12 protein-coding genes are annotated in these 16452 nt (G+C 37.7%); 8 read left to right on the forward strand and 4 right to left on the reverse strand.

All coding sequences use genetic code 11. The features are described 5' to 3' along the window. The first annotated feature begins 89 nt into the window (after nt 1-89). From BM380_RS14550 to BM380_RS14570, 5 genes are all read left to right on the forward strand, one after another. Nucleotides 90-836, forward strand: a complete 747-nt coding sequence (locus tag BM380_RS14550) for a siderophore-interacting protein (RefSeq protein ID WP_090494958.1) — start codon at nt 90-92, stop codon at nt 834-836. Between the two features lie 144 nt (nt 837-980). Beyond that, on the forward strand, nt 981-1973 hold the full coding sequence (locus tag BM380_RS14555; RefSeq protein ID WP_090494960.1) for an LLM class flavin-dependent oxidoreductase: 993 nt from the start codon (nt 981-983) through the stop codon (nt 1971-1973). A 224-nt stretch (nt 1974-2197) separates the two neighbouring features. Next, complete coding sequence (locus BM380_RS14560; RefSeq protein ID WP_090494961.1) at nt 2198-3193, forward strand: patatin-like phospholipase family protein; 996 nt, start codon at nt 2198-2200, stop codon at nt 3191-3193. Nucleotides 3194-3525: 332 nt separating this feature from the next. Beyond that, nucleotides 3526-4932 carry an alanine/glycine:cation symporter family protein gene (locus tag BM380_RS14565; protein WP_090494963.1) on the forward strand — a complete coding sequence of 469 codons (1407 nt, stop codon included), beginning with the start codon at nt 3526-3528 and terminating at the stop codon, nt 4930-4932. Between the two features lie 94 nt (nt 4933-5026). Further along, the gene (locus tag BM380_RS14570; protein ID WP_090494964.1) at nt 5027-6070 is read left to right on the forward strand and encodes a patatin-like phospholipase family protein; all 1044 of its coding nucleotides are present in this window, start codon (nt 5027-5029) and stop codon (nt 6068-6070) included. Nucleotides 6071-6152: 82 nt separating this feature from the next. Here BM380_RS14570 and BM380_RS14575 read toward each other — a convergent pair whose 3' ends face one another. Together BM380_RS14575 and BM380_RS14580 are read right to left on the reverse strand one after the other, a co-directional pair. Next, the gene (locus BM380_RS14575; RefSeq protein WP_090494966.1) at nt 6153-7190 is read right to left on the reverse strand and encodes a DUF5677 domain-containing protein; all 1038 of its coding nucleotides are present in this window, start codon (nt 7188-7190) and stop codon (nt 6153-6155) included. 225 nt (nt 7191-7415) lie between these two features. Then, the gene (locus BM380_RS14580; protein ID WP_008108715.1) at nt 7416-7979 is read right to left on the reverse strand and encodes a lipid-binding SYLF domain-containing protein; all 564 of its coding nucleotides are present in this window, start codon (nt 7977-7979) and stop codon (nt 7416-7418) included. A gap of 140 nt (nt 7980-8119) precedes the next feature. Between BM380_RS14580 and BM380_RS14585 the strand changes: the two genes are divergently transcribed. Continuing rightward, nucleotides 8120-9331, forward strand: a complete 1212-nt coding sequence (locus tag BM380_RS14585) for a tyrosine-type recombinase/integrase (RefSeq protein WP_090494968.1) — start codon at nt 8120-8122, stop codon at nt 9329-9331. Continuing rightward, the gene (locus tag BM380_RS14590) at nt 9331-10530 is read left to right on the forward strand and encodes a cation:proton antiporter (RefSeq protein WP_090494970.1); all 1200 of its coding nucleotides are present in this window, start codon (nt 9331-9333) and stop codon (nt 10528-10530) included. Before BM380_RS14585 ends, BM380_RS14590 begins: the two co-directional genes overlap by 1 nt. A gap of 73 nt (nt 10531-10603) precedes the next feature. Here BM380_RS14590 and BM380_RS14595 read toward each other — a convergent pair whose 3' ends face one another. Beyond that, nucleotides 10604-13651: a D-2-hydroxyglutarate dehydrogenase YdiJ gene (locus BM380_RS14595; protein ID WP_090494971.1), complete on the reverse strand. Its 3048-nt coding sequence runs from the start codon at nt 13649-13651 to the stop codon at nt 10604-10606. Nucleotides 13652-13795: 144 nt separating this feature from the next. Here BM380_RS14595 and BM380_RS14600 point away from each other — a divergent pair, with 144 nt between their 5' ends. Next, nucleotides 13796-14008, forward strand: coding sequence for a PGPGW domain-containing protein (locus BM380_RS14600; RefSeq protein ID WP_008108725.1), 213 nt, complete (start codon nt 13796-13798; stop codon nt 14006-14008). Nucleotides 14009-14060: 52 nt separating this feature from the next. Here the strand turns inward: BM380_RS14600 and ppsA are convergent, their stop codons facing one another. After that, entirely contained in the window at nt 14061-16436 is a 2376-nt protein-coding gene (ppsA, locus tag BM380_RS14605) for a phosphoenolpyruvate synthase (RefSeq protein ID WP_090494972.1), read from the reverse strand. Between the last annotated feature and the right edge of the window lie 16 nt (nt 16437-16452).

Consider the following 16452-nt stretch of genomic DNA (forward strand, 5'->3'; position numbering starts at 1 on the left):
TGGTTGACAAAGTCAATTAAATTGCTATAGTTGATTTTATCAACCAATGGGGCGTTGTGCAATTCATCATTTTAGTGAGGTAAATTTATATGGGTAAAAAAGTACGCAAAGCAACCGTATTAAGCACAAAGCAAATAACCCCACATTTACAACGCATTATTGTCGGCTCAGATGAGTTTAACGACCTGAGTGCCCAATACATTGGTAACTACGTTAAGGTGCTTATTCCACAAAATGGCCGCGTTGACTTTAATATTAAAACTACGTGTATGCGTTCATACACTATAAGACATGTTGATGAGCACACTGGTGCACTTACCCTCGACTTTGTGATAAATATGCACCAAGGCCCAGCCACTAATTGGGCTAAAGAAGCAAAAGTAGGCGAGGAAGTGGGTATAGCAGGGCCAGGCCCTAAAAAGTTGGATAACTATGATCATTCATATTATCTATTACTTGGCGATTTAACTTCGGTTAATGCAATTAAAGGCTACGTGCAACAATTGCCTATAAACGCAAAAATTGACGCGATTATTCATGCACCAACAAAAGATGATGTGATTAGCTTAGACTCCTCGCGTGATGTAACTTGGTTAATAACAAATAACCCCGATACAGATATGATAAACGCATTAAAATCGCTACCACTTAGTGAGCAACAACCTATTGTATTTATGGCACTTGAGGCTGGCTTAGTCCGTAAAGCAAAAACTATATTAACTGATGAATTAGCTATACCGCGCAGTCAAATTGTTGCATCGGGCTATTGGAAAAAAGGGCTTGATTCAGAAGCTTATAAACTAAAGCGTCAACACGCTGCGGCTAAAAATAGTTAACTTAATTGTTGTTCAATCACATCGCTATTTAGCTTTTAAAAGGCAAGGCGCCTTGAATTGACTGTCATACACACCCATCTCTTAGCGTAGACTCATTATTTATGGCTAGCGCTATAAATCGCTATTTAATTTGGAGGTGCTACTTTGTTATCAACCATTCCTTTTTCGTTATTAGAACTGGCGCCTATGCCTAAAGGTGCCACTGTGAGTGACACCTTAAATAAAAGTACAGCCTACGCACAAAAAGCCGAGGAACTCGGTTTTAACCGTTTTTGGTTAGCCGAGCATCATAATATGCCTGGGATTGTTTGTGCGGCTACTTCAATTTTGGTGGGGCATATAGCCGGAAACACTAAAAAAATACGCGTAGGATCGGGTGGAATTATGTTGCCTAATCATGCTCCTTTAGTTGTTGCTGAGCAATTTGGCACCTTAGAAAGTTTATACCCAGGTCGAATTGATTTAGGGTTAGGGCGCGCCCCAGGTAGCGATCCTGTGACAAGTCGTGCATTAAATAACGATATCAGTCGTGCTGAAAACTTTCCTAATGAAGTGAGCGAGTTACAAACATTATTGGGCCCTTATGAGGGAACTAAGCGCGTGCGAGCAATACCTGGTGAAAACACCAATGTTCCCATTTGGCTTTTAGGTTCAAGTTTATTTAGTGCGCAGTTAGCTGCACAAAAAGGATTACCCTATGTATTTGCGGGGCACTTTGCACCGCGTTTTGTACATGATGCAATAGCCTTGTATAAACGAGAATTTAAACCATCAAATGCATTAGCTAAGCCTTATGTCATGTTGGCATTACCTTTAGTGGCTGCCGATACAGATGAAGAAGCACAATATCTATCAACCACTTCAAAACAGCGGGTACTGTCGTTAATTAGAGGCGACGAGTTGTGGTTAAAACCCCCAGTAGAAACAATGGAAGGTTTGTGGAGCGAACAAGAGCGCGCTCATGTTGAGAGCTTTTTAGGGTTAAGTGTTACCGGTGGGCCAGCCAGTATTAAACACAAGTTAGAGATGATCGTAAATCAATTAGGGGTTGATGAGCTTATATTCACCAACGACTTATTTAATAATGAAAAACGCCATAAAGCGCTTGAAATTTTAATGCAAATAAAACATGGATAAGCAATTGGTTAAGCAAGCGTACACTCTACGCTTGTTATGGTATTAAACAGATTAAAGTTAATTGAGTCGTGGCCATTTTGTATTATTTTAAAAAGTGGCAATGAAAAAGCTTGTTCTATTTTTTCAATAGAACTGATTTAAACAATCAATTTTAATTATGGATATTGAACGATTATTATAAGGGTATGCAACACAATTCAGCTAAATAAATAGGAAGGTAAAGCGTGAAATCTCAAAATAGTACGACACCCCATTCATGCAATAACTCAGTGCAACCAAAAGTAGCGCTGATAGCAGAAGGTGGCGGACAACGAGGGATATTTACCGCGGGTGTACTCGATGCCTGGTTAGAGCAAGAGTATGATCCGTTTGACTTATTTATTGGCACATCTGCAGGCTCTCAAAACTTAACGAGCTATTTGGCGCGTCAAAAGGGCTATGCTAAACGCCTGATCAGAGGCCTTTCGCGTCATAAACGTTTTTTTCAATTAGGTCGCGGCTTAATGGGTAAACATATTGTTGACCTAGATTGGTACTTTGATAAAACTACCGAAGTGAACAGAGCGCTTGATTTTAAAACCGCAAAAGCCAGTTTAGGTGACCGTGAGCTATTAATTACGGCAACCAATGCCCGTGATCGCAAACCTTATTTTTTATCCCCAACAGGGGAAGGCCAACAATGGCGAGAGCTATTAAAAGCGTCAAGTGCACTGCCATTTTTATATAAGCAAGGTGTAAGACTTACGCCGTGGTTAAACGCATTAGCCGCAAATGAATTAGGTAAGACCGAGATACAGTCAGAGTCTGATTTTTACTTAGACGGTGGCCTTGCCGCACCGCTTCCTGTACGCGAAGCCTATAATCGTGGCGCACGCAAAATTGTGGTTATACGCACCGTTGATGAAGCCTTTCAGGCTCAATCAGCATGGATAAGTAAATTAAAATCATTTGTTGAAGTATCTGGCTATTGCCCAAAAACAATAGACTACTTATTACAGCATGAGCAAGCCTACGAAGATGAGTTAGCATTTATTGCTAACCCACCAAAAGATGTAGAAATAATTCAAATTTTTGCAAATCAAAAGCTTTATAGTAAGTTATTAGGCAGCTCAAATGATGACTTACGATTTGACTATAAACTTGGTTTAGCAGCAGGCCATAACTACTTAAAAAACCATCACCCAGATCAGGATGATTATAAACACAGCTACATAGCGTAGCTGTTTGTTTATCAGCAGCAAGATAATAAATCAGCATTTACTGTGTTCTCATGGCAGTCATTTAGCCGTGATAAATATTCGGTTTTTTACCTCGAAAATAATGCGCTAACGGTTATTAAAGCACGCGACAAATTCCTTTCTAAAACATTCTTTTTACATCAGCAATTACACTGTAATATAAGTTAGTTTGCTGAGTGAATTTATATTCACCAATAAAGAAAAATAATTCACATCTAATTGACTTTATTATAAAGTGGCTAAGTCTCTACTAAACTTAAACACTCACGTCGCTAAATTAATACCGTGGCAAATAATAATAAATAGGAAGCCTGATGTTCGACACGCTGATCAAAAGTGTAAATAGCCTTTTATGGGGCGAAGGCCAAGTACTCATTTACATTTTACTTTTTGCTGGCATATGGTTTTCTGTCCGCTTAAAAGCTATTCAACTCGTTAAATTTACACATATGTTTAGCTTGCTAAAAGGCAGCAGTAAGTGTGATAAAAATAACATTAGCTCCTTTCAGGCGTTATGTACGGGGCTTTGTGCGCGTGTAGGTACTGGTAATTTAGCGGGAGTGGCTGTTGCTATATCACTTGGTGGAAGTGGCGCCATATTTTGGATGTGGGTGATTGCCATACTGGGTATGGCGACCGGTTTTGCAGAAAGTATTCTTGGGCAAATTTATAAAATTCGTGATAGTAATGGCGATTTTAGAGGTGGCCCTGCGTATTATATTCAACAAGGCTTAGGCAGCCGTGCGTTTGCTATTGTGTTTGCCGCCTGTTTATTTTTAGGTTACGGCTTTACCTTTAGCGCCATGCAAACCAACACCATTACTGATGCACTAAATTACGCATTTGAAATACCCACTTTTTACTCAGGTGTTGTGATCACACTTTTAGCAGGCTCTATTATTTTAGGTGGCTTTAAAGCCATTGCCCGATTCGCCGAGCGAGTAGTGCCTGTTATGGGCATCGTGTTTGTGCTTGTTGCTGTAGTAATTACACTGATTAACTTCACCCAAGTACCTGCCATGCTTAAAGATATATTTTTATCAGCGTTTGGCTTACAAGAAGCTGGTGCAGGCGCCATGGGTGCAGCCATTAAAAATGGTATACAACGCGGTTTATATTCTAATGAGGCTGGCGCGGGAAGTGTGCCGCATGCATCGGCTAGTGCCAGTCCAATGCCAAACCACCCAGCGACACAAGGCTACATACAAATGTTAGGGGTGTTTTTCGATACCATCGTATTGTGCAGTTGTACCGCGGTTATTATTTTATTGGCCGATGTAGATATAAGCGGTGAAATGGAAGGCATACGCTTAACACAAAGCGCTATGACCTCACACTTAGCGCAAGGCGGCGTGTATTTTGTAGCCGCTGCCATTACTTTATTTGCTTTTACCTCGGTGGTTGCTAACTACGCCTACGCCGAAAGTAACCTCCACTTATTTAAGCTCGATAACAAAGTAGGGCGCGGTATTTATACTTTGCTTTATTTATCAATGATGTTGTGGGGTGCATCTGCCACATTAAAACAAGTATGGGATTTAGCCGATATTGCCCTAGGGTTAATGACAGTGGTGAACGTAATCGCTATTATACTGTTAACGCCAACTATTTTGTCTGTTACTAACGACTACCACGCACAAAGAGACAAAGGCATAGAGCCTGAATTTAAGGTAAAAAACGTAAAAGTGCAGGGCAAATGTGAAGACGGAATTTGGGATTAAGATTAAAGTTTAAAAGTTTTATATTGCATAAGTATTCATTTTTAAGTTTGGCTTTAACAACATTAAACTGCGACTCTACAGGTAGTATTTTTAGATGATCGACATTTTTGCAGGTAAAACTGCAGCAAAAATAATAAACGAACAAGGGTTTAAACCCGAGCTTTTTACCTCGTTTTTAGGGGCAAGTGGTGGCCCTAAATGGTTTACCTTATTTGGCTTAGACAAATATATATTTGGCGAATTTTTTAAACATCGCACCCAACCGCTTAATTTAATTGGCTCATCGGCAGGGGCTTTTCGTTCTGCGTGTTTTGCACAAAACGATCCAGTTAAAGCCATTGAACGTTTAGCAAAATCGTATTCGCAAACCCGATATTCTAGTAATAAACCCACCCCAACTGAAATTACCACTAAAGCCCGCGGATTACTTGAAGATGTGTTTGGTGATAACGGTGTCACTGAAATTATAAATAATCCGGTATTTAAAGCGCATTTTATTGTCGCAAAATCTAACGGGTTTATTGCCAGTGAGCATAAATTAATACAGCTTTTAGGTTTATCAAAAAGTTATATGCTTAACCGCATTAATCGAAAATTATTAGGCTCGCAATATGAGCGTTTTATTTTTGGCGCGCCCAATAGTAATTTAAGTATTACCGACAGTTACAATTTTAAAACGCAAAACATAGTCCTTAGCCAAACTAATTTAAAAGATGCCTTACTTGCATCGGGCTCTATACCACTAGTGATGCAAGGCATAAAAAATATTGCTGGTTCGCCACCAGGAATTTACCGCGATGGCGGCATTATTGATTACCACTTTGATTTAAAAATTAATAACCCAGGCTTAATTTTGTATCCGCATTTTAATTCAGATCCAAAAGCAGGGTGGTTTGATAAAAATTTAAAACGAAAAGTCGCACCACAAAATTATGATAACGTTGTGATGATCACCCCATCAAAAGAATTTGTCGCGGGTTTACCTTACGGAAAAATCCCAGATAGAAACGACTTTACCAATCTTGATACAGACACCCGGATTAAATATTGGAATACCGTGTTTAGTGAAACGGAGAAATTAGCTGAAGCGTTTGATAATAAATTAAACAACACTAGGTATGATATATTATCATATTAGTTATTAAATTTACGGTACATAAGAATTGGAAAAAGGGCGATAAGCACTTTTTATCAACGAGTTGAGCCCTTGTAAGGGTTAATTATTTATAATCCTGTAGAGATTCTCTTATTTTATTAAAATAATAAGATAAGACAGCAATTGAAATCGTATTATCGATTCCTTTAAAATGATTTAATAAAGTTTTATTTATCATTTCCAAAATAAGAACAGTACAATCTATTGGTGTTTCAAGTCCTATATGATTATTACCAATATTGAGAAATTGATCATTTCCCTTTGCTGATAAACTATAGAACATACTTTGTGAACTAGAGTGTAAATTTTGATTAGCTAATTTTGCATATGGCTGTAATTGGTCAATACCTACAGACTTTTCAATTGCTCTGAACCCAGGTGGCCGGCCTTTATAATCAATAAACCCAACTACCCAACCATAATCGGTAACAAAGTCTTTACTATATTTAAGTTTTAATTCGTCAACTCTTATCTCTAGTTCTTTAAAGTTATCCATGTCTATAGTGGTATTAGCCAATCTATTTGGATACTTATTTTTCATTTCTAAAAGGATTTTGCTAGAGTTAAATTTATCAACTATATTGTGGTCATAAAATTGAATTGCGCATTTTTCACCATTATCTTTTATAAACATTAATGTAGTAGATACTTCGTATAAAGTTCTCCACCTAGAAATCGCTGCGTCAGCAAAGCCATTATTTAATAGGGCTAAGATTTCTTTTGAAACTAAACATGCTCTTGCGTGAAGATTAAGTAAGACTGTAGTTAGAACAATTTCTTTTTCATAGTTTTTTTCTGGATTAAATGATGAAGCATTAACTTCACTCAACCAACAGGTAAATGATACATACCTTTCAAGCAAAGCAATTTGTAATTGCCAAATATCTTTATGTTTTTTATTGAAGTTAGAGAGCTGAGAAGAATTAAAGTTAACTAGAGAATCACCAACAAAAAAGAAATTAATTGCTTTTAACAAGTTTTGACTAGCTTGGGATGAAAAGTCATTTAATTCTGATTTTGTAAAAGAACTATCAGAGCCATTTTTTAATAGCTCTTTATATAAATCTTCAACAGCAGTTTCGACAATATCTTTTGAATGCATAGAGTTCCTAAAATTAAAATTTCAGAAGTAATTAAAAATTTAAGTAATTAGTTAGATCGACTTATAATTGAAAATTCAGTAATCAGTCTTATTGTAACACGTAATAATTAAATTATAATTGCAAAGCTTAACCACCCATAAATTACGTTATGTTAAATTGCGTAATTTAAATTAAAGTGGGCGTAATCATACAAACTAGCCCACTTATGAGAGGGTTTTGATAGCTTAGTTTAGCTCAGAATCTACCCAAAATTTAGTGCCTTTTAAAACAGCTTGCAGTGCAAGGCCACTTTCGGTTAAAGAGTAAACAGTAACTTGGTCAGCAATAGCTTCGGCAACTAAAGCACCACCTTTATCTTGGTATTTTGCAGCAGCATCGGCATTACCACCGAACGCCCAACCATGTTTAATAAATCTATTTAACGCAGCTTGATCGTGAAAAACCATCACAATATTGAAATCTTTAACACCTAAACCTAAGCCTAAACCAGCTTCGCCCATATTCATATAGGTAGATTTTCCGGTTAGGTTATTTTTTACTACACCGTACCCACCACCAAAACTGGCTAAAATAACGTTCACGTTGGCATTATCAAATACAGCATAACCGGCAGAGTTTGCAATTTGAGTTTTAACATCTGGTTTTTTTTCGTATAGAGCAGTTAATGTATTCGATTTCATACTTTGTACTAAAGCACGTTTTTCTCCAGGAGAAGCACTGCCTGTAGTAGCGCAACCGGTTAATAAAACGCTAATAACTAACATGCTCAACAGAAGTAATTTTTTCATGATTTTTCCTTTAATAAGGTATATGGTTAATAAATCTGCATTTAGCATAAATATCAAAATTTCGTTATGTCCAATACTAGACAGTATCGGACTTTAAGGTTAATCTATAAGTCTATTATTTTCTTATATATTTTACTATTATGCTTGTTGCTCTGGTCGATACATTAAAACAATTACGTTATCAAATAGCTCACCTTGAAGATAATACACTCCAATCAGAATATCCAGAACTAGCCTCTTTTATACAGCAAGTCAGCTTGACTGTAACTGAATCAAAGGCCGATCTTAACTTTTTATACCAGTTTTTATATGTTTATGGCCGAAAATCAGAAGCAACTTATAGTCGTTTTCGCAATGAATTAGAACGATTTTATTTGTGGTCATGGCTTATAGCTGAAAAATCAGTATTCGATTTAAAGCGTGAAGATATTGAGGCGTATGTTGATTTTATGGTCGAGCCGGATAAAAAGTGGGCATCAACTTCGGTGCAGTGGCGCTATAAAGATGAGCAAGGAGTACGTAGGTTAAACCAAAATTGGCGCCCTTTTATGCAAAAAGAATCTATTGCGAGTCAGCAAACATTATCCGCAATGTTTACTGCACTTAATGTATTTTATAAATTCGCTATTTTAGAAGAAAAAACCTTTGCTAATTTTGTACCTGTTGTTAAAAAAAATAGTCCCTACTTGGTTGTGCAATCGCAAATACAAATCCCTGATACATTAAGTGATATTCAATGGGAATATGTATTTGGCGTTACCCGAGATATATGCGAAAAAAAACCAGAGTATGAAAGAAACTTATTTACCCTCGCCTGTTTAAAAGGACTCTACCTTCGAATTTCAGAATTATCAGAGCGACCACAATGGTCACCTGTTATGTCTCATTTTTGGCAAGATAATGATGGCTTTTGGTTTTTACGAATAATGGGCAAAGGAAATAAATTACGCGATGTAACATTAAGTGATGATTTTCTTGAGTATTTAAAACGTTATCGCTTGTATCGAGGCTTGCCTGCTCTGCCCCGCGTTGATGAGTCAGACCCGCTAGTTCATAAAATTCGTGGTCAGGGTGGAATGACCGTAAGACAAATTCGCAGATTGGTACAACAAAGTTTCGATATTGCGCAACAATCTTTACTTGATGATGGATTTAAAGATGACGCGGAACAATTAGAAGCGGCCACTGCGCATTGGCTACGCCATACGGGGGCAACGCATGACGCGCAAACTCGCCCTTTAAAACATTTATCTGAAGATTTAGGCCATGCAAAAATTGCTACAACCGATCAAATTTATATTCAAACAAATATAAAAGAGCGGGCTAAATCTGGAATTAAAAGGAAAATTTAATGGAATACTTAGTGATCTCATTTATTGGCGTTTTATTTTTAGTTTATTCCTTAACATTTCGCCAACTAGAAAAAACCGAAGTAACGGGGCCAATGTTTTTTGTAATTGGTGGGATATTGCTTGCCACACTTTTACCTAACGAAAGTAGCAGAATAAAAACCGGCATAGATTTTTTACTGCCCTTTATAGAATTGACACTCAGTATTTTTTTATTTTCTGATGCGGCTAAGTCAAAATTAAGTGTTTTAAGACATAGCTTTCAGTATCCAAGTTTACTGTTATTTATCGCCCTCCCCTTAACGTTATTACTTGGGATTGCCGTTGGGTTATTTTTGTTTGCCGATTTATCTGTTATTCAAGCGGCGTTACTTGCAATAATATTAACGCCTACCGATGCGGCGTTGAGTAAAGGGTTATTGGCAAGTACGCAGGTACCTGAAAAAATTCGTGAAGGAATAAATACCGAAAGTGGTTTGAATGATGGTTTATGTGTTCCTATTTTTTTAATATTTATATTACTGGCAAAAAATCCTGAATCTGCAATCACAGCAACGCAAACATTAAGTGTGTTTGGCAGAGAACTTGGTTTAGCCTTATTAATTGCCTTTACAAGTACCGCTATTTTTATTCCGTGTTTAAATTTTGCAATGAAGCGCCATTACTTTGCGCAAAACACGAGTCCTTTTTTATTATTAGGTTTTGCTATGGCGGTGTTTTCGATTACGCAATATTTTCATGGCAGTGGATTTATTGCGGTGTTTGTTGCGGGTTTATTATTTGATAAATACGCCACTACTAAAATAAGCAAAGAGTTGATAGAAGACTCAGAGCATATTGCTGACTTTACTTCTTTAATGATCTGGTGTTTGTTTGGATTTGTATGTGCTTATTTAGTTTTACCTAAATTAAATTTAGCGATAATAACGTATGCATTATTAAGTACGACTTTAATTAGAATAATACCGGTTATGCTGTCATTGCAATTTACAGCACTAACAATTAAAGAGCGTTTTACATTTGCTTGGTTTGGGCCAAGAGGATTGGCCTCAATTGTTTTTACCTTAATGGTAATAGACACACAAATAGAAAACAAATTTCAAATTGCGACCATTGCCATGACAACAATTTTATTTAGTGTGTTTGTTCACGGTATTAGTACAAAACCTATAGCAGATAGTTTTGCTAAAAAAACTAAATAAATATACGCAAAATAAAAAGGCGTACTTAATAATAAGTTACGCCTTTTTATTTTCAGCTTACTTAATTAAATTATTAACTAAGTACATTTGCCAGTAACTCTATTGGATGCTTGGGTTTAAACTTTTCAAAACGTTTAACTTGGCTACGACATGAGAATCCCGTTGATAAAAGTTGCTCAGGTTTATATTTATCAACAATAGGTTTCCAACTCATATCGTAAAGCGATCGAGAGTTATCTTGGTTTTGTGCTTCGTGGCCATACGTACCTGCCATTCCACAACAACCCGTATTTGTAGTGTTTAATGTTAAACCAAGTTCATCAAAAATAGTTTTCCAAACACTTGCCGCTTTTGGTAAAGCGGTTGTTTCAGTGCAGTGGCTCAATAATGTAAATTCAGTATTTAAATTTTGTTTAGCCGTTAACTGTTTAAACGATTGTGTTTCTAGCCATTCATGGGCAAGTAGCACATGAAAATCACCACGGTTATTTTCTAAAATTGTATTATATTCATCGCGATAACACATCACTAAAGACGCATCTAAACCTACTAATGGCGCATTGATTTCGTTAAGTTGATTTAGAAATTCTGCAGCATTTTTAGCTGTCACTTTAAACTCATGTAAAAAACCTTTCACATGTTGAGGCTTACCATTGGGTTTAAATGGTAACAACATGGGTTTTTTTCCAAGCTGCGTGATCAGTGTAATAAAGCTCTCAACCAATTCTGCTTCGTAAAAGCTGGTAAATGGGTCTTGAACAATGAGTACATAATCATTTTGTTCATCGGCACTTAACTTTTTAAGTAAATCTAAATCGAATTTTTGCGCTTTGTTTAGACGTTTACCGAGTGCCGGAATACTTAGCTGCGGGGTATCAACATAACCGACCGTTTTTTTAATAATGCTACTAACCAATGATGTTTTTACAATTGGGTTAATAATCCTAGCAAACTTTGCCATTAACGGTGCGCTATTTTCGATATTACCCACTAAATAATCTTTCAGTGGGCGCGCATAATAACTATGGTAATAATTTAAAAAACGAGCACGAAAAGTTGGCACATCTACTTTAATTGGGCAAGCGGTAGTACAGGCTTTACACGCTAAACATTCGTCCATTGAGGCTTTAACTTCGTGAGAAAAATCGTAAACGCCTTTATTTTTTTCACGGCTATGAACAAAGCGTTCCCACCAGGTGATCACTTCACCTTTGTTTAGCTCTTTTTCTACTTCAAGCAAGTTAACATCTTTTGACTCTTGAAGACGTAACCATTCACGCATTAAACCCGCGCGACCTTTAGGTGAGTTACGACGATCGCCGGTCACTTTATAAGATGGGCACATTGGCGAGTTTTCATCATAATTAAAACACAAGCCATTACCATTACAGGTCATTGCATTGTTAAAACTGGTTTTAACATCAATAGAAATTTGCTTATCGAAGTAAGAACGTTTCTGCCCATCAACACTAACTAGTGAGTCTTTACTTTCAATAGGCGTACATATTTTACCGGGGTTTATTTTATTATTAGGGTCAAAAGCTGACTTTATTTTTCGTAATTGAGTAAATAAATGCTCACCAAAAAATTCAGGGCCGTATTCACTTCGGTATCCTTTGCCATGCTCGCCCCACATTAATCCACCGTATTTTGCGGTGAGTTTTACTACCTCATCTGAAATTGTACGTAGTAATTTTTCTTGTTCTGGGTCGCACATATCAAGCGCCGGTCTAACATGTAATACACCGGCATCAACATGGCCAAACATACCATATTGTAAATTATAGCTGTCGAGTAATGCTCTAAATTCGACAATATAATCGGCTAAATTTTCAGGCGGTACGGCGGTATCTTCGGCAAACGCGAGGGGCTTTTGGCTTCCTTTTACATTACCTAATAAACCCACTGACTTTTTACGCATTGCATAAATTTTTAGTATATCGCTTTTATCGCTGGTTAACTGATAGCCAATAACCCCATTAGTTTGATTTTCAACGCACTCATCTAATAATTTACATAACGTGTCTACTTTGTCTTTTATGTCTTGTGGTGATACAGCATTAAACTCAACCATGTTGAGTCCTTGCATATCTTTATTTGGTACATCGGTTATTAAGTCCGATACTGAATGCCAAATAATATCTTCACGCGCGAGATTTAATACTTTGCTGTCAACGGTTTCAACCGAGGTAGCACGGGCATCAACCAAAAATGGTGAATGGCGAAGTGCAGAATCAAAACTGTCATATTTTATATTTATGAGGGTTTTAAATTCTGCGATAGGTGTTAGGTTTAATTTTGCTTCAGTAACTATGCCTAAAGAGCCTTCTGATCCGGTTATTAAGCGGCTCATATCAAAAGTTTGTAAGTCTTCACTTAGCACATGCTCTAGGTCATAACCGGTTAAAAATCTATTTAACCGTGGAAATTTGGCTAATATAGCGTCGCGTTCATTAAGTGATATGTCTAATACTGTTTTGTAGAGTTTGCCAATTAAGGATTCCTGATCGGCAATTATTTTTGCTTTTTCAATGTCTATTGGACTGGTAGACATTGCAGTGCCATCAACTAAATAGGTGGTTAGCCCTAAAACATGGTCGCTGGTTTTGCCATAAACTAAGGAGCCTTGCCCCGATGCATCAGTACTGATCATGCCGCCAATAGTGGCGCGGTTACTAGTAGATAAATCGGGTGAAAAGAAAAATCCATACGGTTTTAAAAAGTCGTTAAGTTGATCTTTTATCACACCGGTTTGAACTCGTACCCAACCTTCTTCAACATTTATCTCGAGGATTTCACGCATATAACGTGATAAATCAACCACAATACCAGGCGTTAAAGATTGACCATTTGTTCCTGTGCCGCCACCGCGAGGACCAAAAGTTAACGATAAAAAAGGGTCTTGCGATGCTATTTGCAGAGCAACTTGAATGTCTTTTTCGCTTTTAGGAAAAATAACACCTTGCGGAAGCTGCTGGTAAATACTGTTATCAGTTGATGCTGTAAGTCTGGTTGCATAACTTGCGTCTGTATCTCCAGTAAACCCTTGATTTTTTATAGTATTTAAATAATTTGCGACAAGCTCGGTCGCGGCATCTTGTTGTGTAATAGTTGCTATCATGGCGGCGCTTATTAATGCATTTGTGTAATTATATCATGGCGATGGCTAATAGAAATTGAAGATTTTACAGTTTGTAACACTCTTTTTATCGATATATGAGCAGCTGCAATTATAATCAAGTTAGACGCCTACTATGAGGTTTATATGAAAAAACTACTAATGCAGATCAGCGGAACACTGTTTATTTTACTCGGATTATTGTTTGCTGTAGTGCCAGGGCCATCGTTAATATTTTTTATTGCAGGCTTATTCTGCTTTTCTATGTATTACCCTAAAGCAAGAGGGTATTTAACTTGGTGTCAAAAAGCACTGACTCGTTCATGTGCCTATTTAGATAAAAAATTAGCAAAAAATTAATTTTTAGTCATAAAAAATGCCAGCAGTTGCTGGCATTTTTTAACGAGGTAACTTACTTAGCAAGTTTGTCTGCTAAGTATAACCATGTTTCTAGTACTGTATCTGGGTTTAGCGAAACAGAGTCAATGCCCTGCTCTACTAACCATGCTGCAAAGTCTTCATGATCTGAAGGACCTTGACCACAAATACCTACATATTTACCTTTTTCTTTGGCTGTTTTAATAGCCATAGAAAGTAGCTTTTTGATTGCAGGATCACGCTCATCAAATAGGTGAGCAATTAAACCTGAGTCGCGATCAAGACCAAGCGTTAACTGTGTTAAATCGTTAGAACCGATAGAGAAACCATCGAAGTATTCTAAGAATTCTTCTGCCATTAATGCATTTGACGGAAGCTCACACATCATGATTACTTTAAGACCATTTTCGCCACGTTTAAGGCCATGTTCTTCAAGTAATTCAATAACGCGTTTACCTTCTTCAAGGGTACGTACGAATGGGATCATGATTTCGATGTTGGTCATATCCATGCTGTTTCTTACGCGTTTTATAGCTTCACACTCAAGTGCAAAACAATCACGGAAGTCTTCAGAGATATAACGTGCAGCGCCACGGAAACCAATCATTGGGTTTTCTTCTTCTGGCTCGTATTGCTGGCCGCCCACTAAGTTAGCATATTCGTTTGATTTAAAATCAGACATACGAACAATTACACGCTCTGGTGCAAACGCACAACCTAAGGTAGAAATACCTTCAACTAGTTTACCGATGTAGAATTCAACAGGTGATTCGTAACCGGCAATCATGTCTGTGATTTCTGCTTTTAATGCATCTGTTTGTGCATCAAAATTTAATAACGCTTTAGGGTGAACGCCAATCATACGGTTGATGATAAACTCAACGCGCGCAAGGCCAACACCTGAATGTGGTAAACGTGCAAAATCGAATGCGCGATCTGGGTTACCTACGTTCATCATCACTTTCATTGGAAGTTCAGGCATTTCGTCAACACGTGAAGTAAGTACTTCAAAGTCTAAAATACCTTCGTAGATGAAACCTGTATCGCCTTCGGCACATGATACAGTAACTTCTTGACCTGCTTTAATTAAGTCTGTTGCATTACCACAACCAACAACGGCTGGAATACCTAACTCACGTGCAATGATTGCAGCATGACATGTACGACCACCACGATTTGTAACAATCGCAGCCGCGCGTTTCATAATAGGTTCCCAGTCTGGGTCTGTCATGTCGGTAACTAAAATGTCACCTACTTGTACTTGGTCCATCTCTTTGATTGAATCAAGTACACGTACAACACCACTACCAATTTTATGACCAATTGCACGGCCTTCAACAACAACATTGCTGCTGCCATTTAGTTGGAAGCGTTCCATTACGTTTGTGTCTTCGTTTGAGCGAACAGTTTCTGGACGCGCTTGAACTATATATAGTTTGCCATCGTTACCATCTTTTGCCCATTCGATGTCCATTGGACGACCGTAATGCTTTTCAATGATTACAGCTTGTTTGGCAAGATCTTGCACTTCTTCATCTGTAATCGAAAATTTGTTTGAAAGTGCAGAGTCTACGTCAACAATTTCTACTTGTTTGCCATGAGCTTTGTCTTGAGAGTAAATCATTTGAATGGCTTTAGAGCCAATGTTACGACGTACTACAGCTGGCTTATTTTTAAGTAGCGTTGGTTTATGAACATAAAATTCATCAGGGTTTACTGCGCCCTGTACAACCATTTCACCCAAACCATAGCTTGATGTAATAAATACAACATCTTCAAAACCAGATTCAGTATCAATACTGAACATAACGCCTGATGATGATTTATCTGAGCGAACCATGCGTTGAATACCCGCTGATAACGCAACACCACGGTGATCGTAGCCTTGGTGAACACGATAAGAAATCGCACGGTCGTTAAATAACGAAGCAAATACGTGTTTGATGGCTGTCATTACAGAATCAATACCAACAACGTTTAAAAACGTTTCTTGTTGGCCTGCAAAAGAGGCATCTGGCATATCTTCAGCGGTTGCTGATGAACGAACAGCGAATGAAACATCTGCAGTTGTGTCGCCATGTAGCTGGCTGTATGCGTCGCGGATTGCTTTATCTAGACTAGGTTGGAATGGGGTGTCGATAATCCACTGGCGGATATCGGCGCCGACTTTGGCGAGTGTGTTTACATCATCAACATCGAGTGTATCTAAAATGTCATGAATTTTTGCGTTGAGTCCTGATTGTTCTAAAAACTCGTTAAAAGCGTCTGAGGTAGTAGCAAAACCACCTGGGACTTGCACACCTGCGTTAGCTAAGTTTGAAATCATTTCACCAAGTGAGGCATTTTTACCGCCAACTCGAGGAACATCTTGCATACCAAGCTCTTGATACCAGAGAACGTATTCTTGCACGGATCTTTCTCCAAAA

The sequence above is a fragment of the Pseudoalteromonas sp. DSM 26666 genome (genome assembly GCF_900116475.1).
GTDB lineage: Bacteria > Pseudomonadota > Gammaproteobacteria > Enterobacterales > Alteromonadaceae > Pseudoalteromonas > Pseudoalteromonas tetraodonis.